Origin of the sequence: Thermocrinis sp. (genome assembly GCF_036781485.1) — a bacterium.
Taxonomy (GTDB): Bacteria; Aquificota; Aquificia; order Aquificales; family Aquificaceae; genus Thermocrinis.
Genome location: NZ_DAIQAX010000007.1, coordinates 1 through 21,360 on the forward strand (window position 1 = coordinate 1; position 21,360 = coordinate 21,360).

A 21,360-nucleotide genomic window follows, 5' to 3' on the forward strand; every position below is an offset into this window, starting at 1 on the left:
TTCAGTTGCCAATTTAACAAGGGCTACATCAGAACCCTCAAGCTTTCCCAAAGGGAGCTGTGTAGAATTATAGCATATATTCCAAATATCCAAAATCCTGTCCTGTTCGGACACCCATCTTTTTTTGTATTCATTTATGAGATTTTTAGCTATGGCTTTAAAGGTTGTGCCCTTTGTGGCAAATCTCTTTTTGTTTTTAGACCTGCCTTATTTGCGATTTTAGTTAGACACTCTGTTTCCCAAAGGCTTTTCTAACAGGATAGTTTGCTTTTTCCTAATTTCTTATCCAAGGTGTTTATATTATTAACTTATGAAGTTCTACATAAAAACCTTTGGCTGTCAGATGAATTTTAACGATTCGGAGAGAATGAAGGGTATTTTAAATAGCTTAGGATACGAGCAAGCCCAAAACTACGAGGAGGCAGACTTAATACTCATAAACACTTGCACTATAAGGGAAAAGCCCGATCAGAAGGTGTATTCTCTACTTGGCGAATACAAGAAGATAAAGGAAAAGAACCCAAAGGCTTTGATAGGAGTGTGTGGATGTCTGGCTCAGAGGATGGGTTGGGAGCTTGTTAAAAAGACTCCCATCGTGGATATTATGTTCTCTTCTTACAACATGCACCAGCTTCCAGAACTTATTCAGCAGGCGCAGGCAGGCTACAAGGCTATAGCTATATTAGAAAACCCACCGGAGGACGAGGACAAGCTTTGGGAGTATCCAACCGTTAGGGACAATCAGTATTGCGCATACGTTACAGTTATGAAGGGATGTGACAAAAACTGCACCTATTGCGTAGTTCCAAAGACAAGAGGAAGACAAAGATCAAGAAGTTTGGAAAGCATACTATCCGAAGTAAGGTCCTTGGTGTACGACGGTGTTAAGGAGATTCACCTTCTTGGACAGAATGTGACCGCATGGGGGCAGGACATAGGCATGCACTTCTCCGAACTGCTATACACAGTTGCCGAAGTGGATGGTGTAGAAAGGATAAGATTCACAACTGGACACCCAAGGGACATGGACGAAAAGATAATGAAAGCTATGGGAGAAATACCTCAGGTTTGCGAGCACATACACCTACCAGTGCAAGCAGGTTCCAATCGTATTCTTAAGCTCATGGACAGAGGATACACAAAAGAGGAATACTTAGAGAAAATACAGATGCTCAGAGAATTCAAAAAAGGTATAACTTTCTCTACAGACATTATCGTGGGGTTCCCAACAGAAACAGAAGAGGACTTTGAAGAAACCCTTGAACTAATAAGCACAGTAAAGTTTGAACAGCTTTTCTCCTTCAAATTCTCTCCAAGACCTGACACTCCAGCCTATTCTATGGAAGGTCAGGTGCCGGATCAGGTAAAAACCCAAAGGATGGACAAGCTTTTGAAAGTTCAGAAGGCGATCCTGTCAGAAATAGCAAAAGAGTATGAAGGCACTTATCAAGAGGTTTTGATTGAAAGCTGGGAGGACGGAAAGCTGGTAGGAAGGACGCGCACCAACAGGTGGGCTACTATGGAAGGCCCGCAAGAGCTTTTAGGTAAAACAGTTAAAGCACGAGTGATAAAAGCCCATCCCTATAACTTAGAATGTGAAGTTGTTTCAGTCCTTTCTTAGGATTTCCACCACGCTCAGCTTGCTTGCTCTGTAGGAAGGTATGACGCTTGCCAAAAGTGAAATCAGCAAAGCCAAAAGGAAAGTTATAACTCCATCCACTACCTCTATGTTGGAGGGGATGTGATCCATCAGATAAACCTCTGAAGGTACTCTAATAAGCCTGTAGTGGTTTATTAAAAACTGTCCTACAAAAGCTAATATAATTCCCGAAACCGCACCACTAAAGCCTAAAAGAAGACCTTGCATTAAGAAGGTAAGCATTATATCCTTTCTCTTAAATCCGTAGGTTCTGAGTATGGCTATGTCCCTTACCTTGTCTCTTACCTTCATAAAAAGCAAGCTTGTGATGTTAAAGGAGGATAAGGTTGCCATAAGAAGCAAGACGAAAAAGATGGCTACCTTTTCAAGCTGTAAAGCGTTAAAGAGCTGTTGATTCAGATCTATCCAAGAACGAACAAAGGCTTTTGAACCAAGTACCTTTTCTATCTTTTCTTTTACCCCCTGAGCCAGGTAGGGATCCTTTAGATACACTTCGTAGCCCTTCAGCTGCCACTGGTCTCCGAAGAACTTTTGAGCCTCATCTACGGACATTACTATGGTTAGATAATCCTGCTCAAAAGTTCCTGCTTTTATAAAGCCGGCTACTCTATAATATCCCACCTTTGGAACAAAGCCAAAGGGCGTTCTCACACTGAGTGGAGAAATCAAGGTTATCTCATCTCCTACGTTTATACCCAGTAAACTAGCCAGTCCGTCTCCCACCAGAATACCACCCTCAATGTTTAAACCCGCTTCCTCTTTCCTCATACCCTTCACACTCACCGCTTGCACCCTTCCCTCTTTGGAAACTATACCGTGATATATGGTTATGTGGATTACATTTTTCACTTCCGGAAGATTCTTTATTTTCCTCTCTTCTAACTCGTAATTGCCATCCTCAATTAAGCTAACTATTACGTGAGGTGTAGTGGATAAAATCTTTTCTTTAAGCGCCTTTTGAAACCCAGAAAAGGCACCCATCGTAAGCAATATGGCACTTACGCTGAGAGATATACCCAGAAAGGAAATGAGAGAAACCAACAGGGCTGAACCTTTAACGCTTGTAAGATATCGAAGAGCTAATCTAAAAATTAAACTCATAAAGTCCTAAGTTTATCTAGTATTTCTCTTTGGCGATTAATTATGTAATTTCTCAATTTTTTTAGATCTGAAGGCTTTAAATCCAATCTGAAGCCTAACCTAAAGTAAACCCCCTCTTCCTTACTTATAATATTTTTTAGCTCCCCAATCGCCTCTATTGGGTTCTCTCCTGGAATTTCTATAATTAAAGATATTCTATTATGATATGCCTCCTTACTGTCAGCACCTAAGATAGAAAGCAACTTTTCCACCTCCTGCTTTGGAAGCAGTACACCTATACCTCTCTCGCTAATATCTACTGCTTTTACAGAGCTTATACATTCATTTTCTATACAAAAGGACACAAAAACTGGCTTATTTTCAGCTGGTTCAACCCTCACAAATTCCCTCATTATAATTGGAGGAGGGGAGCTCACACTGTTAGCTACTAGAACTAGTTCATCTCTTATGTTGCTAAAGATGTCGCACTCAATGTAAATTTCACCTAACTTTATGTATACTTTCTCTTCGGCGAAAGCTCGCTTGAATTTGCATCCAGAAAAATCAAAGCTTACGAACCTATCCTGCAAAGAAACCCACTTAACCTTTAACTTAATTCTAACCGGCACACCATGCCAAGTAGTTATTATTTCGTAGCTATGTCCAATGTTTATATCCCTCAGTAAATCAAACACATTCATGAACCACTATTTTAATACCTGAATATGTTATAATTAAATCCTCTGGTTTTAGGAGGCAACAATGAGAGTAAAGGGACCATCTTCCAGGAAGTTTAAGAAAAAAATTCTAAAGCTTGCCAAGGGCTTTAGAGGTAAAAGGCATACGAGCTACAGAAGGGCAAAGGAGTTTGTTTTTAGGGCTCTGCAGTATCAGTACAGAGACAGACGTCAGAGAAAGAGACAGTTTAGAAGGCTTTGGATAGCTAGAATAAATGCTGCGGTAAGACCTTACGGACTTTCATACAGCAAGTTTATGCACGGTCTAAAGAAGGCAGAAATAACGCTGAACAGGAAGATGCTGGCGGAGATGGCGGTAAGAGATCCAGAAGGTTTCTCAAAAATCGTAGAAATAGCCAAAAAAGCCTTAGCTACCGTATGAACTTAGAAGAAATTGAAAGACAGGCGAAAGAGGAAATAAGCAAAGCCTCAGACGTTCAACAGCTCCAACTCATAAAGGCTAAGTACTTAGGAAAGAAAGGATACATAACCTTAGCTCTGAGGGAAATCACAAAGGTTCCACCGGAGCAAAGAAGAGAATACGGATCAAGGTTAAACCAACTGAAGGAATTAGTGGAGAACCTCGTAAGACAAGCGGAGGACAGGATAAGAAAGGAGACAATAGAAAAGGAAATACGCAGTAGCTGGCAAGAGCTAACGGTGAGTCTGCCAAAGTACGCTGGAGCTATTCACCCTATAACTCAAACCTTGCAGAGAATACAGGACATATTTGTGAGCATGGGTTTTTCGGTGGAAGAAGGTCCTGAGGTAGAGCTTGAAAGCTACAACTTTGACCTTCTGAACATTCCAAAAGAGCATCCTGCAAGAGATATGCAGGATACCTTTTACGTTAATAAAGAAGGCTATCTTTTAAGAACTCATACGTCCCCAGTTCAGATAAGGGTTATGCTCTCTAAAAAGCCACCAATATACATGATAGCGCCAGGAAGGGTTTACAGAAGGGACGATGATCCTACTCATTCTCCCGTTTTCCATCAGGTGGAAGGGTTAGTAGTGAATGAATCGGCAAACTTCAAACACATGAAATACACCATAGAGGTTTTCCTGAAGGAGTTTTTCGAAAGGGAAGTACCAGTGAGATTCAGAGCTTCCTACTTTCCCTTTACAGAACCCTCGGCGGAGGTGGACATCGGTTGTTTGGTGTGTGGTGGTGAAGGGTGCAGAGTGTGTAAAGGCAGCGGCTGGTTAGAAGTTATGGGCTGTGGTATGGTCCATCCTCAGGTGTTGGAAAACTGCGGAATAGACAGTGAGCTTTATCAGGGCTTTGCCTTTGGGATGGGAGTGGAAAGGTTGTGTATGCTGTACTTTGGAATAGACAACATAAAGCTTTTCTACGAAAACGACCTGAGATTTTTGAGGCAGTTTAGGTGGAGCTAAGTTTAAGCCTTGAAGAGCTAAAAAATCTATCAAAACAATACGATGTGATACCCCTTTTTGTGGAAAGATTAGCAGATACAGAAACTCCCCTCAGTATCTTTTTAAAGTTAAAAGGTGTAGGTCAGTATAGAGCCCTGTTGGAAAGTGCGGAGGGTGGGGCAAAGTGGGGAAGGTTTTCTTTCATAGCCTTTGGCTCAAGGTTGTGCTACAAGTTCAAGGATGGAAAGGCTGAAGTGTGGGAAGAGGGTAAAAAGACGGAGTTTGAAACAAAGGACCCTTTTGAATATCCAAGAGAGCTTTTAAAAAGGCTAAGAGCCTACAAGGATCCAAGATTGCCGAGGTTTTGGGGCGGATTGGTGGGCTACGTGGCTTACGACGTGATAAGATTCTTTGAGCCGGTAAAGATAGAAAAGCCAAAAGTTATTGATCTGCCGGAGGTTTTCCTTTTTATGACAGACGTTCTTTTAATACACGATAACCTAAGCGGTAAGATAAAGGTGGTGGTTCCCCTCTTTGTTGGAAAGGACGTAGAAGAAAGCTACTTTAAAGCAAAAGATCTTACGGAAAACATTTTGGAAAAGGTATACGGCGGATGTGTTTATCCAAAGCATTACGAAGGGAGAGAACCTGATCTAAACAAGTGGCAGTCCAACTTTAAAAAGGAAGAATTTGAAAAGGCTGTGCTTAGAGCTAAAGAGTACATAGCCCAAGGCGATGCAATACAGGTGGTACTCTCTCAGAGGTTTAAAAGAAGCTTTAAAGCAGACCCAGAGGACGTATACAGAGTGCTGAGGTTTTTAAATCCTTCTCCTTATATGTATTATCTGGACCTTTTGGAGTGTCAGGTGGTGGGTTCCTCTCCGGAGGTTTTGGTAAGAGTGGAAGAAGGGAAAGCCCTAACTAGACCCATAGCGGGGACAAGAAGGAGGGGAAAGGACGAGGAGGAGGATAGGGCTTTGGAAGAAGAGCTTTTAAAGGATGAAAAGGAAAGGGCAGAGCACTTGATGCTTGTTGATTTGGGTAGGAACGACTTGGGAAAGGTGTGCAAGCCAGGGACGGTTGTGGTAAAGGACTTTATGAGAGTGGAAAGGTATTCTCACGTAATGCATCTGGTGAGCGATGTGGAAGGGGAAGTTTTGGAAGGACTATCGCCCTTTGATGTTTTGAAGGCGTGCTTTCCTGCCGGTACTGTATCCGGCGCACCAAAGGTTAGGGCCATGCAGATAGTGGAGGAGTTAGAGCCAGAGAGAAGGGGAATATACGCAGGCAGTGTGGGTTATGTTTCCTTTGAAGGAAACATGGACATGGCCATTGCCATAAGGACAGCCATATACAAGGATGGGGAAGTTTTCGTGCAGGCTGGGGCAGGTATAGTGGCAGACTCTGACCCACACAAAGAGTGGTTGGAGACAGTTAATAAAGCAAAAGCTCTTATTAAAGCGGTGGACATGGTGGATTAAATTATTAGCCCATGAGGATCATACTGTTCTCTGGTAAAGGTGGTGTGGGAAAGACCACCATATCTGCCGCAACAGCATACAGACTTTCCAAACTTGGCTACAAAACAATAGTAGTCTCCTTAGACCCAGCCCACAGCTTGGGAGACTCCTTTGACATACCAGAACAAGAAAAAATAAGTGCCAAAGGCCTTCCCATTAAAATAAACGACAACCTTTACATACAGGAGATAGATGTGCAGGAGGAGATAGACAGATACTGGGGGGATGTGTATAGGTTTTTGGAGCTTCTTTTTAACACCACTGGACTGAGCGAGATGGTATCCGAAGAGCTTGCCATACTTCCTGGTATGGAAGAGGTCACCAGCCTTTTATACGTGAATAAGTATTACAAGGAAAAAGAGTTTGATGTTTTAATACTTGACCTTCCGCCTACCGGAGAATCTTTGCGTTTTGTTTCTATGCCCACAGTGCTAAAGTGGTACATGAAGAAGATCTTTAGGGTAGAAAGAACTATAATGAAGGTGGCAAGACCAATAGCTCAGAGGATAACCGATGTTCCACTACCAGACGATGAGTATTTCAAAGCCTTGGAGAACTTTTACGAAAAGCTCAAGGGTGTAGATGAGCTTTTGATAGACCCACAGATAACCTCCGTTAGACTTGTGGCCAATCCAGAAAAGATGGTCCTAAAGGAAAGCCAAAGGGCTATGCTTTACTTTAACCTCTTTGGCACAAACGTCGATGCGGTTGTAGTAAATAAAGTTTTACCCCCTACTTTGAGCGAGTGCGAAAGCATGTCTAAATGGATAATTACTCAGAAAAGATACTTGGAGGAAATGGAAGCCCTATTTTATCCAATTCCAATCTTTAAAGTCCCGCTTATGGAAGATGAGGTTGTAGGAGAAGAAAAGCTAAACATCTTGGCGGATCTAATCTACGGAGACAAGGATCCATCTGAAGTCTTCTTTAAAGAAAAACCTTATGAATTTTTAGAGGAAGAAGGCGGATACACAGTAAAACTCAGAGCTCCCTTCCTTACAAAGGACGGGCTTTCTGTTTTAAAGAGCAATGGGGAGATAGTGGTAAGATGGAAAAACTTCAAAAGCCACATAATGCTACCGAGAAAACTTAAGGACTACGAACCCGCAGGTGCAAAGCTTGAAGGAGGGATGTTAAAGATCAGGCTTCAGAAATAAGCCTAAGAATGGTCTTCAAGTCCTCTAAAAACTCCCTTTCGGAAAGAGGGTTTCTGAGCACGTAAGCTGGATGATAAGTTAGGAAAACCTTTATGCTGTTTTCGTAGGGATAGGGAAAGGTTCTTCCTCTGTACTTTGTAATGGGATACTCTTTGCCCAAAATGCCCTTCATGGCAGTGGAACCCAAGCAGACGATAAGTTTTGGCTTTATTATCTCAATCTCCTTTCTTAAATACGGCAAACAGCTTGCCATCTCTTCTTTAGTGGGCACTCTGTTGCCCGGTGGTCTGGACTTTACCACATTGGTGATGTATATCTTCTCCCTTTTTAGTCCTACCTCTTCCAGCTTGCTGTTTAAATACTGTCCAGCCCTACCTACAAAAGGTCTTTTTAGTTTGTCCTCTTCCTCTCCAGGAGCTTCTCCCACAAACACCACTGGAGAGTTTGGATCACCCTCTCCAAAAACATACCCACTGGCAGACTCATACAGAACACACTTTCTTTCCCTTTCAAGCCTCTCGTAAAGTTGCTTTAAAAGTAGGGATTTGTCTTCCTTCTTTTCCTCTTTTCTAAGAACGTATATTTCGCCAAAGCCTATCCCTCTTAAAGCTTCTAAAGTGGCAGAAATTTTATCTATATCTATACTCATCTTTCCTTCTCTCTGACGATACTTAGGATGAGCTCTAAGGTCTCTTCAACTGTCTTGTTAGTCGTGTCTATAATGTGGGCGTCTTCCGCAGGTTTAAAAGGATAGACTGGTCTGTTAAAATCCCTAAGGTCTCTTTCCTGAATGGCTTTGAGAATTTCCTCGTATGATACTTCCAAGCCTTTGGATTTTAGCTCTAAGTATCTTCTTCTTGCCCTCTCTTCCGTCAAAGCGGTTATAAAAAACTTCAATGGTGCCTCTGGGAATATATGAGTGCCCACATCCCTACCCTCAGCCACCACCTGGACACCCCCTACCAAACGCCTAAAAAGTTCAATCATTCTTTCCCTAAAAGCTGGCACCTCTCCCAAAAGGGAGGCGTATTTCCCCACTTCTTCCCCTTTGAGCTCTTCCGCTAGCTTTTTACCCTTCCAATACACCTCTGTTTTTCCCACATCAAAAAATACTCTAAAATCCTCATCAAATAACTTTAATGCCTCCTCAGGTTTTACTTTTTCCTTAAAGGCTATATAGCCAAACATTCTGTATAACAAGCCTGTTTCTAAGTAAGGTATGCCCAATCTTTGGGATAAAAGCTTTGCTAAGGTGCTTTTACCACTGGCCGAAGGCCCATCAACGGCTATCTTCATTAAAAGAAACCCCTACCACCCGAAGAAACGCCTTTCAACCTGAGTTCTAAATCAGCAGGTTTGCTAGCGTAAGCTATAGCAGTGTTGTAATCTATTAGACCTTTCCTGTATAACTCCTCCAAGTGTTGGTCAAAAGTTTGAGTTCCATAGACCGTTTTGCCTTTTTCCATAAGGTTGGGTATTTCATTAAGCTTTTCAGGGTCAATTATGCATTCTTTTATGGATGGAGTGTTTATCAAAACTTCAACCGCTGGTATGACACCCGCTTTATCTTTTCTTGGCAATAGCCTTTGAGAGAAGACTGCCACAAGAGTTTCTGCCAACTGAATCCTTATTTGCTCTCTAACTTCTAGGTTAAACATGCCTATAATTCTGTTTACAGTTTCTTTAGCATCCAGCGTGTGCAATGTGGAGAGAACTAAGTGTCCCGTTTCTGCAGCCTGTAAGGCTATTTGCGCAGTTTCTGTATCTCTTATTTCACCGACGAATATCACGTCTGGGTCTTCCCGCAAGGCCGCTCTTAAACCTCTGGCAAAGGATGAAGTGTCTATCCCAACTTCCCTTAAACGGGCTAAACCTGGTAGTGAGTATGAGGTGTCAGCCTCACCGAATTCTTCAAATTCTGCTAATTTTTTCTTATTGTTGCCGAGTAATTCTTCTATAAAGGCTTCCATTTGGCTCTCTTCGATGGGTTTAAAGTTTTCTAAACGTATTAGTCTTTTCTTTACTCTAACAACCGGCACAGAACCAGTTTTCAAATGTATGTCTGATGCACCAAGCTCAATCGCCTTTCTCAGTATTAGCTGTAGCAACGCCTGCCACCTCCTTAACCTTTTGTTCTATTTCTTTAGCAAGTTCTGGATTTTCTTGGAGAAATTTCTTTGCCTGGTCTCTCCCCTGCCCTAACCTTATTTCTCCATAACTGTACCAAGCTCCACTTTTTTTAATAATTCCAATCTCTGCTGCAGTATCCACCAAATCGCAAAGCTTACATATCCCCTCACCGTAGATCATATCAAACTCTGCTTCTCTGAAAGGAGGAGCCAATTTATTTTTCACCACCTTAACTCTCACCCTGCTACCTATCTTGTTTTCACCTTCCTTTGCATCCCCTATCCTTCTTACATCCAGACGCATGTCTGCAAAGAACTTCAGCGCCCTTCCCCCAGGTGTGGTTTCTGGATTTCCAAACATCACCCCTATCTTTTCCCTAAGCTGATTTATGAATATCACAGCAGCGTTGGCATTGTGGGCTAAGCTTTTTAACTTTCTCAGCGCCTGAGCCATTAGTCTAGCTTGCTTGCCCACATGAGCCTCTCCTATTTCTCCTTCCAGCTCATCTTTTGGCACTAAAGCAGCTACAGAGTCTACCACTATCACATCCACCGCACCACTTCTGAGAAGACTTTCTGCTATTTCTAAAGCCTGTTCTCCGTAGTCTGGTTGTGAAATGTAAAGATTATCCAAATCCACACCTATTTTTTGAGCGTATTTTGGATCAAGGGCGTGTTCTGCATCTATGAATACCGCTATTCCTCCATTCTTCTGAGCTTCTGCTATTATGTGCAGTGCTAAGGTTGTTTTTCCCGAAGATTCAGGTCCAAAGATCTCTATTATCTTTCCCCTTGGTATGCCACCTACTCCAGTGGCTATGTCCAAAGACAGAGAACCAGTTGATATAGTTTCTACCTTTACCTTTTCCGCATTCTTCAAAGGCATAATAGAACCTTTGCCAAACCTCCTTTCAATGGAAACAAGGGCACTTTCTAAAGCCTTCCTTTTTTCCTCAGCTTCTTTTGGTTTAACCTCTACCATAGCTTTAAATCTTAATACCTTCCAAGCTAAACTTCAAGTATTCTTGGAACTACGAAAAATCCATTTTCCCTTTCAGGAGCATTCATAAGAGCTTTCTCCCGAGGCAAAGGATCTTGGGGCACATCTTCCCTTAGAAAGGTCCCTTCCGGAGGATTTTCAAAGCCTTCTATTTGTTCCGTATCCACCTGATTGAGTTGATTGACAAATTCTATGATATCCATCAACTGCTTGCTTAAGATTTCTTTCTCTTCTTCTGTGAGCTTTAGCTTAGCCAACTGCGCTACTTTTTCAACCACTTCTTTACTTAGCATTCTATGATCTTTATTATAACCTTTCTTTCCCTTGGACCGTCAAACTCCGCAAGAAATATGGACTCCCAAGTTCCAAGCATGAGCTCTCCGTCCTCTATGGGAACTATCCTTGAATTTCCTATGATAGAGCTTCTTATGTGAGCTGCAGAGTTCCCCTCCGAATGGGCATAGTTTCTATCATCCCAAGGTATAAGCTTTTCTAACATGTAAGCTATGTCCCTTATTACGTCTGGGTCTGCTCCTTCGTTTATAAAGACCGCACAGGTTGTGTGAGGTACATAAATCAAACACAACCCAGATTTCACACCGGACTTTCTAACCTCCTCTTTTACCAGATGGGTTATATTAACAAAGCTTGTTTTTCTTGTGGTCTTAACCTTTATCAAACTCATTCTATGTATATTTTAAATACGCACCTTTCGTGTCCCTGTGCGGCGCACTTTATTTCTTTAACGTCTATCTTTTTCTCCAAAAGCTCACTCAGAAATCCGGCAAAGAAACCAGCCATTGGTTCACAAACAGGCTTGTTACTTTTGCCTATAGCCTCCACCAGTATAGAACCCTCCACCCTTATTTCCATAGTTTCCATATCAAACTCAAACACCTCTATAAGTCTAGAAGATTCAGCTATTACGGTAATTATTTCTAAAGCTTCGTCCAGCCTATCTGTGTATACGTTGTACCTCTCTTTTAGTATTTTTGCCCCCTTTTTTCCTCCAAACTCAGCAGCCTTTTTTATTAGTTTATCTATACCAAAAGTGGAAAACTTGTATATGTCTCTGTATCCATCAATAAGTGCTGCTCTGTGTACTAGAACAGACTCCCTTTCTATTGCCTCAGCCAGCGCTCTAAACCTATCTTCTAAAGGCTCCATCCTATACTCCTTAAGATTATCCATAGTTTATCATAGCTTCTTTGATCTTTCCCAATCCCATGCTGTTTTTATTATGTAAGAAAGGTCATTGTATGCAGGTTTCCAACCCACCACTTGTTTTATTTTAGAGGGATCTGCCACTATCTCTGGTGGGTCTCCCGCTCTTCTTTGTGCGGTAACTACTTTAAAATTCACGCCAGTCACTTTCTTTACCGTCTCTATCACTTCAAGCACAGAATAACCTTTTCCGTAACCTACGTTAAACACCTCACTCTCCCCACCGCTCATAAGGTAGTTTAACACGTCCAAGTGGGCTTGACACAAATCCATAACATGGATGTAATCCCTTATACACGTCCCATCGGGAGTAGGATAGTCCGTTCCGTAAACCTCCAAGTATGGAATTTCTCCCTTTGCAACCTTTAGAGCTCTAAGGATTAGATGAGTTGGATTTTTGCTAACCTGTCCTATCTTTCCTTCTGAGTCTGCACCAGCTACGTTGAAGTATCGGAGAATCCCATACTTTACACCCTCCGCCTTACCAAAATCCCTTATAGCCTGCTCGGAAAAAAGCTTACTCCATCCATAAGGATTTATGGGGTTTGTGGGGTCTGTTTCCTTGACGGGAACACGCTCGGGGATGCCATAAACCGCTGCAGTGGAAGAAAAGATAAGATACTCCACTTTAGCCCTTTTCATAACTTGCAGGAGGTTCAGGGTGCCATAAAAATTATTCTCGTAATAAAGCAAGGGTTTTTCAACGCTTTCTGGAACCACCACCTTTGCTGCAAAGTGCATTACCGCGTGGGGTTTGTAATCTAAAAGCACCTCTTCCAACAGCTTGTAGTTTAGGAGGTCTCCTACCACAAGCTTTCCATTCACCACTGCCCATTCGTGCCCATTGGAAAGATTGTCAAAGCTCAGCACATCGTATCCCTTTTCCACCAGAAGTTTTACCATATGGGAGCCTATATATCCTGCTCCGCCAGTTACTAAAATCTTCAAAGTTTAACCTCCTTAAGCCAATGCCAGTTTTTCTTAAACCAATCCACGGTTTTTTCTATACCTTCCTCTAAGGAAGTTTTAGGTTGCCATCCCAAAAGCTCTTTAGCCTTGCTAATATCCGCCCAAGTTGCCCTCAGGTCTGCTTTGTGAAATTCTCTGTTTTCTATTTTTGCAGTCTTACCTGTGAATTTCTCTATAAGTTCTATCATCTCCGATAGTTTGTGAGGGTGGTTATTACCAAGGTTTATGATCTCATAACCTAAGGGTTTGATGGCCAAGATCGTCCCTTCTGCAATGTCGTCTATGTAAGTGAAATCTCTGCTCTGAGAACCATCCCCAAAGACCTCCAGGGGTTTTTCTTCCATCATCCACTTTATAAATCTGAACACGCTCATATCGGGCCTTCCAGCTGGTCCATAGACAGTAAAGTATCTCAAAACAGAGACGTCAATACCATATAGGTAATGGTATGTGTAGGCTATAACTTCCGCCGCCTTTTTGGAAGCTGCGTAAGGGGAAATAGGTGTATTCACAGGAAGGTCTTCTTTGAAGGGCATGGGTTGTCCTGCGTAAAGGGAAGAGGTGGAAGCAAGCACAAATTTAGGAATACCATAAGCTTTACACAGTTCCAACAGGTTTAAGGTGCCGTTGGCGTTTGTGGTCATATATACAAATGGGTTCTCTATAGAGGCCCTCACTCCCGCTCTTGCAGCCTCGTTTATCACCGCATCAAATCGGTAATTCTCAAACACTTCCTTTAACTTCCCGTAGTCCTCTATGTCCAACTGAAAGAACTTAAAATCTTTGTAACTTCTGAGATCTTCTAGTCTGTAGTGTTTTAGCCTTACATCGTAATAGCGGTTTAAGTTATCTACGCCTATTACTTTGTGTCCTTCCTCCAACAGCCTTTTGGCAACAGCCCAGCCGATAAATCCAGCACAGCCAGTAACTAAAATCTGCACAGATAAATTATAACTTACTCAAGGCTTTTATTTCTTCCATTATCTTGATAGCTACTTCTTTGTAGTTGTTTTCCTTAGAGTAATCCTTGGGTTTTCCTATTATTACCCTTATGATAGGACCAGGCTTTGGAAAGCTTTTGCCCCTTGGCATTACCTTATCTGTCCCGTCTATGTAGACCGGCAAAACTTCCTTTTTGCTTTTTATGGCTAAAATACCCACGCCGAGCTTTGGTCTCAGAAACTCCCCAGGGTTTGCCCTTGAGCCTTCAGGAAAGATGCACACTTTACAACCCTTCTCTAAGAAGCTAAGGGATAGCTCTAAGGCTTGCATATCACCTGAACCTCTTTTGACCGGGATTGCTCCCATATGGGGCAGGAATTTCCCAAGCAAAGGCGCTCTAAAAAGTTCTTCCTTTGCTATAAAAATTAAAGGTTCAGGGAAAACAGCGTTCAAAACTGGTGGATCCAAATGACTCCTGTGATTGGCTGCCACTATACACGCTTCAGAAGGTATATTTTCCAGGCCTGTAACTTTTATTCTAAAGACTGTTCTAAAGATGGGTTTGACAATAGGACACATGGGAGCCAAGATACGATTGGCCAAAAAACTGTTTATGCAGGGGTGTTTTTTCACGGCTTCTTCCTCACCCTTTGTAAGTAATTGTGTGCCAGTCTGGTTGGTTCAGGAATGCGATAGATGGATGTTCTCAAAACAAGATCTATAGCTGTGTTTAAGCTTATGTTATTTCCAGCAGATACGTATATGGGCTCTGCATAATCCTTTGTCCTAACGACTGCCCCCACAACTTTCCCCCTGTAAGTAATGTAATGATAACTACCTTTGTTCCAGCTTGGCTCTTTTGCATATCCTACAAGTTTGGTTTTTGCCACTCCCACCGTGGCCTCTCCAGTTTCTACACCAAAGTGGGATGCTATACCACAACCTCTCGGATGTGCTATACCCTGTCCATCTATGAAGTAAACGTCTGGTTTTACTTCTGCATTTTTGTATAGCTCAAGCATAAGGGGCATTTCTCTAAAAGCTAAAAAGGTAGGCACGTAAGGAAAATCTACCACACCATCCACCACCTTATAATACACAGGCTTTAAGGTTTTCAGTTCAATTACCACAAGGCAGGCCCAAGCCTTTGTGGGTGTCTCCTTCAAGTTCTCAAAGGTTAGATCTATACCGCCTATTAACTCTAACTTTTTAAAGCTGTCTTTAAGCACCACCTTTTTTGCGCACTCCAGTTGTAGCTTTTCCAAATCAGAATAGAGCATTGAATAAGAATTATACTAACCGCTTCTGAATATATCCACAGGGTTTAGCTTGCTAGCTTTGTAAGAAGGATATAAGCTTGCAAACACCGAGAATAGAATAGAAAAGATCGCACCGTAGATGTACAAGCTAAAGCTTCTGTACAAAACAAAACCTGGGGTTCGTATAAGTCCCTCTACGTCAAGTTTTATCGATTCTAAATATTCCTGCAGACCATAGCCGATAACAGAGCCCAAAACCGCCCCAATTATACCCACAAACACACCCTGAAAAAGAAATATAAGTAGAATATCTGTTCTTGAGTATCCCATTGCCATAAGGATGGCTATGTCTTTTTTCTTTTCCAAAACAGTCATCATTATTATGTTAAAAATACCAAAGGCAGATACTAAAAGGATGGCAAAGACTATCATGTAGGTTATTATGTTCTGTATTTTGAAGATGCTCAAAAAATTTTTGTATGCCCTTTGCCAGCTTTCTACTTCGTAATCTACAGACAAACTAAGTGTTTTAGCAATCTTTTCCGCCCTTTCTGGATCCCTAAGTTTGATAATGATCTCATTTACCTGCCCTTCCTTTCCCAGTATGGCTTGTAAAACGTTTATGTTCAGATAAACTCTCGTATCGTCCAGGTTAGTTATACCAGAGTCAAATATATCCACCACCCTTAGGGTTAGAGTCTCCCCGTTTGGAGCAACCAGCAAAACCTTCTGCCCCAGTTCCTTTATGCCCAGGCCCTTGGCTACCAGAGCACCCAACACCACGCCATCCCTTCGGTTTTGTATAGCCTGAAGGTTCTTATACTTTAAAAACCTCTCTATGATTGATGCCTTTGGCTCCCTTTCGGGATCTATCCCTATAAGATTTACTGGTTTTTCCTTTATGCCATACCTTACTATCCCCCTGCTAACCAGATGGGGAGCCACACCCAGAACTTCTGAATTTTCCTCAAGCTTTGCCATTAGGTCTCTCCATCCTAAGATCTTCTCCTCTTCCTTAGGTTTTAGACCTAAAATAACGGAGAACTTTTCTTTTATGCTATCTTCCAAGGATTCTTTGGGTTTTATCTTTATGTGCGGTTCTAAGTCTATCACCTGCTGGATGAAGTAAGATTGAAACCCCAACATAAGGGAGCTCATTACTACAAAAGCAGAAACCCCAATGCTTACTCCCAAAAAAGATACTATGGTTTGCCTCTTTCTCTCAATAAGAAGCTTTAATGCTAAAAAATAGATGTGTCTCACCTTAGGATAACTTTATCTCCTACCTTTAAGCCTTCTAAAACTTCAACGTAGCCTTCGTACTCCTGACCTAACTTAATTGGCACTTCTACAGTCCTAACTCTTTCATACTTTAACACCTTACCGTCCTTTACTGCCTCCTTTGGTATGAGCATTGCTTGTTTTTTTTCTATTAGTATTTTCCCCTCTACAGTGGAGTAAGTGGGTGTGTTTTCGGGTAAGCTTGCCTTTACCTTTACCTTGGCGGTTTTTTTAGTTCTGTCAAGTTGCCCCTCTTTTAAATAAACCTCTCCTTCAAAGGTTGTCCCCGGAAAGGCGTCCAAGGTTAAGAATACTTTTTGCCCCTCTCTTACTAAGCCAGCGTACTCCTCGTCTACTTCCAATATTATATCAAGCCTTTCAGGATTTCCTATTCCAAAAAGCGCATTTTCCTGAGACAGGTGATTTATGTAGTTTCCCTCTTTTACGTATTTGCTCAACACTACTCCATCCACGGGACTTTTTACCACATATCTGTCCTTCTGCGCCTTTAGACTTTCTATCTTAGCTAAAATGCTTTTCCTCTCAGTTTGAAGGCTACTGACCGCATCCTTATATTGATTTAAACTCGCTTCGTATTCCTTTTTGTATATCTCGTAGTTATTTTTATACCTCTCCAGCTGTTCCTTTGGAATGAGACCTCTTTCTCCTAAATCTTTCCTCCTCTCGTATTCTATCCCTGCCTGATTCATCTGCGTATAGGCTATTTCCACACGTTCTTTTAGAGCCTTAAGATAGGGGGAGTTTTCGTTCAAGCGTTCCTCTGTAAGCCTTAGCCTTGCTTCCAACTCCCTTAAGGAGGCATCCAACTCGTCTGACCTTAAAACCGCTAAAACTTGCCCTTTTTTGACCTTTTGACCCTCCTTCACGAAGATTTTCTCTAAAACACCAGAAGCTTCAGCTTTCAAAAGGACAAAGTTTTCTGGCTCTACGTAGCCTGACGCATACACAAATTTTTTTACTTCCTTAACTTCCACAACTGCCGTTTTAGGCTCGCTTTTAATGTATCGCCAGGCAAGAAAGATAATGGGAAGAGAAAGCACTACAGCAATCAAAGGCAGTTTTTTCATTCACTCTTGCCAAAAACCTCTTTTTTTTATTTCCTCTTCCCTTCCAAATACACCCATTATGTGGTATCCATTGTCTACATGTATTACCTCTCCAGTTATGGCCCTTGCCCAATCGCTACACAGAAAAACAGCGGTATCCCCTACGTCTTCTATGGTTATGGCTTTTCCAAAAGGATTTACCTTTGTGGTGTGCTCCATAAGTAGATGAAAACCGGTGATGCTGTATGCAGCCAAGGTCTTTATAGGTCCGGCAGATATGGCATTTATTCTGTGATCATACTTTGCTATATCGTAGGCAAGATATCTAACAGTGCACTCAAGGGCAGCTTTGGCTATACCCATAACGTTGTAATGTGGAACCACCTTTTCTGCCCCGTAATAAGACAAGGTTATAATACTACCTTTCCTCCCTTCCATCAAGGGCAGCAGTGTCTTTGTAAGTGCTATTAATGAGTACACAGATACATCCATTGCTATTTTGAACCCTTCCCTTGAAGTGTCTATCACACCCCCCTTAAATTCCTCTTTCGGAGCGTAAGCTATGGAATGGACTATAATGTCCAAGCTTCCCCACTGTTTACTTAGCCACTCTTTTAGGTTAAGGATATGCTCGTCCTTTGATACATCACACTCAAACACAAGATCACTGCCAAATTCCCGGGCAATCTCCTCCACTCTTTTTTTAAGCTTTTCGTTTGCGTAAGTGAAAGCCATCTGAGCACCTTCTCTGTAGAAGGATTTGGCTATACCGTAGGCTATGCTCCTCTCGTTTGCTATTCCAGTTATCAAAGCCTTCTTACCCGACAACAGACCCATTTATGTACCTCCTTCCAGTATACTGACTGCCTGTTCTATGGAACCATTTTTGTGAACCAGCTCATAAAGAGCCCTAACCATCCTTACTCTGTCCTTTGCCTGAAAGACGTTCCTTCCCACAGATAAACCCTTAGCTCCGGCCTGAAGAGCTCCGTAGACCATCTCCAACACTTCCCTTTCTGTTTTCATCTTTGGACCACCCGCTATCACCACGGGCACAGGACAACCTTCTACTACCTTATAAAATGTTTCAGGCGAGCCAGTGTATGGGACCTTAACTATGTCCGCCCCCAACTCTGCACCTATCCTTGCGCAGTGGGCAACTACCTTAGGGTCATATTGATCCATGTCTTTTCCCCTTCCGTAAACCATAGCCAAAAGAGGCATACCCCACTCTTCGCAAACTCTGGACACAAAACCAAAGTCTCTTAGCATCTCCCTTTCTAAGTCTGCTCCTAAGTTTATATGAATAGAGACCGCGTCTGCTCCAAGCTTTATAGCTTCTTCCACAGTGCAAACAAGGGTCTTGTCATTCTTAGTTGGAGCCCAGTCTGTGGATGCAGAAAGATGGACTATAAGCCCAATATCTTTGCCACGACCCCTGTGGCCTACCTTTACCATGCCTTTGTGTAAGACTACCGCATCAGCTCCACCTTCGGCCACATCATCCACAGCCTTTTTTATGTCCGTTATACCTTCTATGGGACCAGAACTTACTCCGTGATCCATGGGCACTATAATCGTCTTACCCGTTTCCCTGTTTATGATTCTTTCTAGCCTCACCAACTTACCTATCATACTTTTAACCTCCTTTAAACCTGAATGTCACAACTCCAGTTTGTATTATATTATCTCTAATAGGTTCAAACCTTATACCTTTTACAAAATCTACTATGGACCTGTCCACCTGTGGCACACCGCTTCTTTTTAATATTTCAACTTTTGAGATCTTGCCGGAAGGATCCACCCAGATCTTCAGTTGCATAGTAGAGGGCAGTTCAGTAACCGCTATCTTTGGAAAGGGTGGGACAAATACAACCTGTCTTGAAGCACCTGCAAAGCCCACATGGCCCTGAGCTATGCTTGCGGTTATCTCACCTAATTGCTCACCGACTTTGACATTGCTTTGATTAACTTCCGCTTTTTTACTAAGCACTTTCTTTTCTATCTCCGAAAGTATGGACTCTTCGCTTTGACTTTCATCCTTTTTTGGTGCCACGGGAATATTCCCTTTTTCAGCTTTTAAAGGAGCTGAGCCAGACGCGTTGTCCTGTGGTTTAACTGCTTTCTGAGCTGGAGCTTTAGCTAACTTACTGATAGGCTTGATTAAACTAGAAACATCCTCCTTTGGCTCCTCTTCCAACAAAAGTTTTATAGGCTCGCTAACCTGCGTGTTTATATCTTTGATTACTAAGTGAAGTGAAAGGTAAGAAAACAAAATAAGGTTTATGCTGATAGAGATAAAAAGATACAAGCTTTTTTCAAGCAAATTGTCTTTGTCTGATGGCTTTGTCCAATTATTCACAATAGCTTATTATAAATCAGCAAGGGATTTTACTAAATCGTAATTTAAGGAGTGGCCCCCGTAGTAAGATATTATCCTTCCCTTTATTTGTTTGCCCAGTAAATACAGGTCTCCTATTAGGTCTAACAGTTTGTGCCTTATAGGTTCGTCTTTGGACCTTAAACCTCCAAAGTTATAGACTTTTCCGTCCTTTCCAAAAACTACTGCATTTTCCAAACTTCCACCTTTGGCAAGGCCAGCCTTTCTGAGAGCTTCCACTTGGTGATCAAAGCAGAAGGTTCTGGCAAAGACCAGCCCTTTTGCGTTTCCTTTGAACCTTACCCTGCAGTCTTTTAATAAGCCTTCCACACTTCCCACGTATTCGGCTAAAAACTGGTCAAATGGCAGAGCTTCAATTCTTGCAGTGCAGTTTTTAACGCTTATGGGGGATTTTATTTCAAGGATTTCCTTTTCCCTGTCCAATTTTTGAATAAGTTTCTTTAGGTTTTTGTAGAAAAAATAACCGCTACCGTCCATAGCTGGCACTTCCCAACCTTTCAAGACCTCAATCACAAGGTTGTCAATACCAAGCATGTAAAGAACAGCCATAAGATGCTCAACGGTCTTTATTACCCTATCCCCTTTACCCAGGTCTGTAGAGTACTTGGTATTTACGACGTATCTGTAGTTAGCCGGCACATAATCGCCCTTGATCAAAAACCTTATACCTTTGTAGCTGTCATCTGGATGTAGCCTAATTTTACAATATTCCCCCGTATGAAGCCCTATACCCTCAAAGTCTATAACTTCCTTTATAGTAGCCTGGTACATCACCTTATTTTATTGCAAAAAAGATGCCAACCTTTTTACCATGTTTAGGACTTCGTGCATACCTGGTTTTTCTGGCATTTCACAGTCTACATCAAAAAACTTTTTCCATTCCTCTTTTGTAGTTTTACCAATACAGATAATTTTTTTGTTGCTTAAAGTTGGTCTGTTGCTTAGCTTTTGCAGATTTGCAAAAAAGGCTCTAACTGCGGATGGACTTGCAAAAACCAAAAAATTAGATACATTAACCTTTTCCTCAAACTCCTGCGGTGGATAATCTACAAGTTTTGTCTGATAGACATCCAAAGGCCAAACTTCAAAGCCCATCTGCCTTAGTCTTTGTATAACTTCTTCCCTTCCGATGTTAGATCTTGGGATAAGGACTCTGCCCGAATAACCTTCCAAAAGCTTAACCAGCTCTTCTGCGTAGTATTGCGCTGGCACAGCCCATACCCTGTATCCGTAGCTTTCAACCGCCTCTTTTGTCTTTTCACCCACTGCCAAAATCTTTTCTTTGCCTGTTAAACTAACTCTTGACGAAAAATACTTTACCGCCTTTTGACTCTGGAATATAACAAAATCAAACTTTCCTTCTGGAACTTCAAATTCCAAAGGAGCTTCTTCTATCAATGGAAGACCTATAACTTTAAAGCCTTCCCTTTCAAAAATTATTCTGTCTTTTTCTATGTCTTCTTTGGCACGTGTTAGCAAAATTGTTAATTTCCCGCTATCCACCTGCTAACAAGCTCTATTTCAAGCTCAGAAAGTCCCTTTCCCCAAGGACACCTC

The 21,360-nt window shown here is 41.9% G+C and carries 25 protein-coding genes; 5 read left to right on the forward strand and 20 right to left on the reverse strand.

Features of this window, described 5'->3' with window-relative positions; genetic code table 11:
* The first annotated feature begins 310 nt into the window (after nucleotides 1-310).
* Nucleotides 311-1,621, forward strand: coding sequence for a tRNA (N6-isopentenyl adenosine(37)-C2)-methylthiotransferase MiaB (gene miaB / locus V7P40_RS05025; RefSeq protein ID WP_333784883.1), 1,311 nt, complete (start codon nucleotides 311-313; stop codon nucleotides 1,619-1,621).
* Here the strand turns inward: miaB and V7P40_RS05030 are convergent.
* Both V7P40_RS05030 and V7P40_RS05035 read right to left on the reverse strand, forming a co-directional pair.
* Nucleotides 1,607-2,761 (reverse strand): ABC transporter permease, encoded by a 1,155-nt coding sequence (locus tag V7P40_RS05030; RefSeq protein WP_333784884.1) that lies wholly within the window; start codon nucleotides 2,759-2,761, stop codon nucleotides 1,607-1,609. The two genes, miaB and V7P40_RS05030, sit on opposite strands and share 15 nt — an antisense overlap.
* Nucleotides 2,758-3,441, reverse strand: a complete 684-nt coding sequence (locus tag V7P40_RS05035) for a hypothetical protein (RefSeq protein ID WP_333784885.1) — start codon at nucleotides 3,439-3,441, stop codon at nucleotides 2,758-2,760. Before V7P40_RS05035 ends, V7P40_RS05030 begins: the two co-directional genes overlap by 4 nt.
* A 61-nt stretch (nucleotides 3,442-3,502) precedes the next feature.
* Here V7P40_RS05035 and rplT point away from each other — a divergent pair, with 61 nt between their 5' ends.
* Genes rplT through V7P40_RS05055 form a run of 4 tightly spaced genes read left to right on the forward strand, consistent with a single transcriptional unit; the run spans nucleotide 3,503 to nucleotide 7,531 of the window.
* Nucleotides 3,503-3,859: a 50S ribosomal protein L20 gene (rplT, locus tag V7P40_RS05040; protein WP_333784886.1), complete on the forward strand. Its 357-nt coding sequence runs from the start codon at nucleotides 3,503-3,505 to the stop codon at nucleotides 3,857-3,859.
* Nucleotides 3,856-4,875 carry a phenylalanine--tRNA ligase subunit alpha gene (pheS, locus tag V7P40_RS05045; RefSeq protein ID WP_333784887.1) on the forward strand — a complete coding sequence of 340 codons (1,020 nt, stop codon included), beginning with the start codon at nucleotides 3,856-3,858 and terminating at the stop codon, nucleotides 4,873-4,875. The genes rplT and pheS overlap by 4 nt, the downstream gene beginning before the upstream one ends.
* Nucleotides 4,866-6,335, forward strand: coding sequence for an anthranilate synthase component I (trpE, locus tag V7P40_RS05050; protein ID WP_333784888.1), 1,470 nt, complete (start codon nucleotides 4,866-4,868; stop codon nucleotides 6,333-6,335). The genes pheS and trpE overlap by 10 nt, the downstream gene beginning before the upstream one ends.
* 11 nt (nucleotides 6,336-6,346) lie before the next feature.
* A complete protein-coding gene (locus V7P40_RS05055) occupies nucleotides 6,347-7,531 on the forward strand; it encodes a TRC40/GET3/ArsA family transport-energizing ATPase (protein WP_333784889.1) in 1,185 nt (394 codons plus the stop codon).
* On the opposite strand, the gene V7P40_RS05060 is transcribed toward V7P40_RS05055, so the two are convergent.
* The 18 genes from V7P40_RS05060 to V7P40_RS05145 are packed head-to-tail and all read right to left on the reverse strand — an operon-like array spanning nucleotide 7,515 to nucleotide 21,306.
* Nucleotides 7,515-8,180, reverse strand: a complete 666-nt coding sequence (locus V7P40_RS05060; protein ID WP_333784890.1) for a uracil-DNA glycosylase — start codon at nucleotides 8,178-8,180, stop codon at nucleotides 7,515-7,517. The two genes, V7P40_RS05055 and V7P40_RS05060, sit on opposite strands and share 17 nt — an antisense overlap.
* Nucleotides 8,177-8,827, reverse strand: a complete 651-nt coding sequence (cmk, locus tag V7P40_RS05065; protein WP_333784891.1) for a (d)CMP kinase — start codon at nucleotides 8,825-8,827, stop codon at nucleotides 8,177-8,179. Before cmk ends, V7P40_RS05060 begins: the two co-directional genes overlap by 4 nt.
* Nucleotides 8,827-9,639 (reverse strand): ATPase, T2SS/T4P/T4SS family, encoded by an 813-nt coding sequence (locus V7P40_RS05070; RefSeq protein ID WP_333784892.1) that lies wholly within the window; start codon nucleotides 9,637-9,639, stop codon nucleotides 8,827-8,829. Before V7P40_RS05070 ends, cmk begins: the two co-directional genes overlap by 1 nt.
* Nucleotides 9,608-10,642, reverse strand: coding sequence for a recombinase RecA (recA, locus tag V7P40_RS05075; RefSeq protein WP_333784893.1), 1,035 nt, complete (start codon nucleotides 10,640-10,642; stop codon nucleotides 9,608-9,610). Before recA ends, V7P40_RS05070 begins: the two co-directional genes overlap by 32 nt.
* Before the next feature lie 26 nt (nucleotides 10,643-10,668).
* Complete coding sequence (gene gatC, locus V7P40_RS05080; RefSeq protein ID WP_333784894.1) at nucleotides 10,669-10,953, reverse strand: Asp-tRNA(Asn)/Glu-tRNA(Gln) amidotransferase subunit GatC; 285 nt, start codon at nucleotides 10,951-10,953, stop codon at nucleotides 10,669-10,671.
* The gene (locus V7P40_RS05085) at nucleotides 10,947-11,345 is read right to left on the reverse strand and encodes a secondary thiamine-phosphate synthase enzyme YjbQ (protein WP_333784895.1); all 399 of its coding nucleotides are present in this window, start codon (nucleotides 11,343-11,345) and stop codon (nucleotides 10,947-10,949) included. Before V7P40_RS05085 ends, gatC begins: the two co-directional genes overlap by 7 nt.
* The gene (locus V7P40_RS05090; protein ID WP_333784896.1) at nucleotides 11,342-11,851 is read right to left on the reverse strand and encodes a V4R domain-containing protein; all 510 of its coding nucleotides are present in this window, start codon (nucleotides 11,849-11,851) and stop codon (nucleotides 11,342-11,344) included. Before V7P40_RS05090 ends, V7P40_RS05085 begins: the two co-directional genes overlap by 4 nt.
* Before the next feature lie 6 nt (nucleotides 11,852-11,857).
* Nucleotides 11,858-12,832, reverse strand: a complete 975-nt coding sequence (gene galE / locus V7P40_RS05095; RefSeq protein ID WP_333784897.1) for a UDP-glucose 4-epimerase GalE — start codon at nucleotides 12,830-12,832, stop codon at nucleotides 11,858-11,860.
* On the reverse strand, nucleotides 12,829-13,794 hold the full coding sequence (locus V7P40_RS05100) for an SDR family NAD(P)-dependent oxidoreductase (protein WP_333784898.1): 966 nt from the start codon (nucleotides 13,792-13,794) through the stop codon (nucleotides 12,829-12,831). The genes galE and V7P40_RS05100 overlap by 4 nt, the downstream gene beginning before the upstream one ends.
* A gap of 7 nt (nucleotides 13,795-13,801) precedes the next feature.
* Entirely contained in the window at nucleotides 13,802-14,428 is a 627-nt protein-coding gene (locus V7P40_RS05105; protein ID WP_333784899.1) for a lysophospholipid acyltransferase family protein, read from the reverse strand.
* Nucleotides 14,425-15,075, reverse strand: coding sequence for an endonuclease V (locus V7P40_RS05110; RefSeq protein ID WP_333784900.1), 651 nt, complete (start codon nucleotides 15,073-15,075; stop codon nucleotides 14,425-14,427). Before V7P40_RS05110 ends, V7P40_RS05105 begins: the two co-directional genes overlap by 4 nt.
* Before the next feature lie 15 nt (nucleotides 15,076-15,090).
* The gene (locus tag V7P40_RS05115) at nucleotides 15,091-16,317 is read right to left on the reverse strand and encodes an ABC transporter permease (protein WP_333784901.1); all 1,227 of its coding nucleotides are present in this window, start codon (nucleotides 16,315-16,317) and stop codon (nucleotides 15,091-15,093) included.
* Nucleotides 16,314-17,423 carry an efflux RND transporter periplasmic adaptor subunit gene (locus V7P40_RS05120; RefSeq protein WP_333784902.1) on the reverse strand — a complete coding sequence of 370 codons (1,110 nt, stop codon included), beginning with the start codon at nucleotides 17,421-17,423 and terminating at the stop codon, nucleotides 16,314-16,316. The genes V7P40_RS05115 and V7P40_RS05120 overlap by 4 nt, the downstream gene beginning before the upstream one ends.
* Nucleotides 17,424-18,239 carry an enoyl-ACP reductase gene (locus V7P40_RS05125; RefSeq protein ID WP_333784903.1) on the reverse strand — a complete coding sequence of 272 codons (816 nt, stop codon included), beginning with the start codon at nucleotides 18,237-18,239 and terminating at the stop codon, nucleotides 17,424-17,426.
* A complete protein-coding gene (locus V7P40_RS05130; protein WP_333784904.1) occupies nucleotides 18,240-19,037 on the reverse strand; it encodes a 2-amino-3,7-dideoxy-D-threo-hept-6-ulosonate synthase in 798 nt (265 codons plus the stop codon). It abuts the gene before it with no gap.
* A gap of 4 nt (nucleotides 19,038-19,041) precedes the next feature.
* On the reverse strand, nucleotides 19,042-19,764 hold the full coding sequence (locus V7P40_RS05135) for a TonB family protein (RefSeq protein ID WP_333784905.1): 723 nt from the start codon (nucleotides 19,762-19,764) through the stop codon (nucleotides 19,042-19,044).
* Between the two features lie 9 nt (nucleotides 19,765-19,773).
* On the reverse strand, nucleotides 19,774-20,574 hold the full coding sequence (lpxC, locus tag V7P40_RS05140) for a UDP-3-O-acyl-N-acetylglucosamine deacetylase (RefSeq protein WP_333784906.1): 801 nt from the start codon (nucleotides 20,572-20,574) through the stop codon (nucleotides 19,774-19,776).
* A gap of 9 nt (nucleotides 20,575-20,583) precedes the next feature.
* On the reverse strand, nucleotides 20,584-21,306 hold the full coding sequence (locus V7P40_RS05145; RefSeq protein WP_333784907.1) for a uroporphyrinogen-III synthase: 723 nt from the start codon (nucleotides 21,304-21,306) through the stop codon (nucleotides 20,584-20,586).
* Nucleotides 21,307-21,360: the final 54 nt, after the last annotated feature.

Bases quoted from the DNA above. Each gene is read 5' to 3' on its own strand.
- pheS (WP_333784887.1), top strand. From the start codon at position 3,856: ATGAACTTAGAAGAAATTGAAAGACAGGCGAAAGAGGAAATAAGCAAA.
- V7P40_RS05110 (WP_333784900.1), bottom strand. From the start codon at position 15,075: ATGCTCTATTCTGATTTGGAAAAGCTACAACTGGAGTGCGCAAAAAAG.
- V7P40_RS05090 (WP_333784896.1), bottom strand. From the start codon at position 11,851: ATGGATAATCTTAAGGAGTATAGGATGGAGCCTTTAGAAGATAGGTTT.
- gatC (WP_333784894.1), bottom strand. From the start codon at position 10,953: ATGCTAAGTAAAGAAGTGGTTGAAAAAGTAGCGCAGTTGGCTAAGCTA.
- V7P40_RS05035 (WP_333784885.1), bottom strand. From the start codon at position 3,441: ATGAATGTGTTTGATTTACTGAGGGATATAAACATTGGACATAGCTAC.
- V7P40_RS05130 (WP_333784904.1), bottom strand. From the start codon at position 19,037: ATGATAGGTAAGTTGGTGAGGCTAGAAAGAATCATAAACAGGGAAACG.
- V7P40_RS05060 (WP_333784890.1), bottom strand. From the start codon at position 8,180: ATGAGTATAGATATAGATAAAATTTCTGCCACTTTAGAAGCTTTAAGA.
- cmk (WP_333784891.1), bottom strand. From the start codon at position 8,827: ATGAAGATAGCCGTTGATGGGCCTTCGGCCAGTGGTAAAAGCACCTTA.
- V7P40_RS05030 (WP_333784884.1), bottom strand. From the start codon at position 2,761: ATGAGTTTAATTTTTAGATTAGCTCTTCGATATCTTACAAGCGTTAAA.
- rplT (WP_333784886.1), top strand. From the start codon at position 3,503: ATGAGAGTAAAGGGACCATCTTCCAGGAAGTTTAAGAAAAAAATTCTA.
- recA (WP_333784893.1), bottom strand. From the start codon at position 10,642: ATGGTAGAGGTTAAACCAAAAGAAGCTGAGGAAAAAAGGAAGGCTTTA.
- V7P40_RS05120 (WP_333784902.1), bottom strand. From the start codon at position 17,423: ATGAAAAAACTGCCTTTGATTGCTGTAGTGCTTTCTCTTCCCATTATC.
- miaB (WP_333784883.1), top strand. From the start codon at position 311: ATGAAGTTCTACATAAAAACCTTTGGCTGTCAGATGAATTTTAACGAT.
- V7P40_RS05085 (WP_333784895.1), bottom strand. From the start codon at position 11,345: ATGAGTTTGATAAAGGTTAAGACCACAAGAAAAACAAGCTTTGTTAAT.
- V7P40_RS05125 (WP_333784903.1), bottom strand. From the start codon at position 18,239: ATGGGTCTGTTGTCGGGTAAGAAGGCTTTGATAACTGGAATAGCAAAC.
- lpxC (WP_333784906.1), bottom strand. From the start codon at position 20,574: ATGTACCAGGCTACTATAAAGGAAGTTATAGACTTTGAGGGTATAGGG.
- V7P40_RS05055 (WP_333784889.1), top strand. From the start codon at position 6,347: ATGAGGATCATACTGTTCTCTGGTAAAGGTGGTGTGGGAAAGACCACC.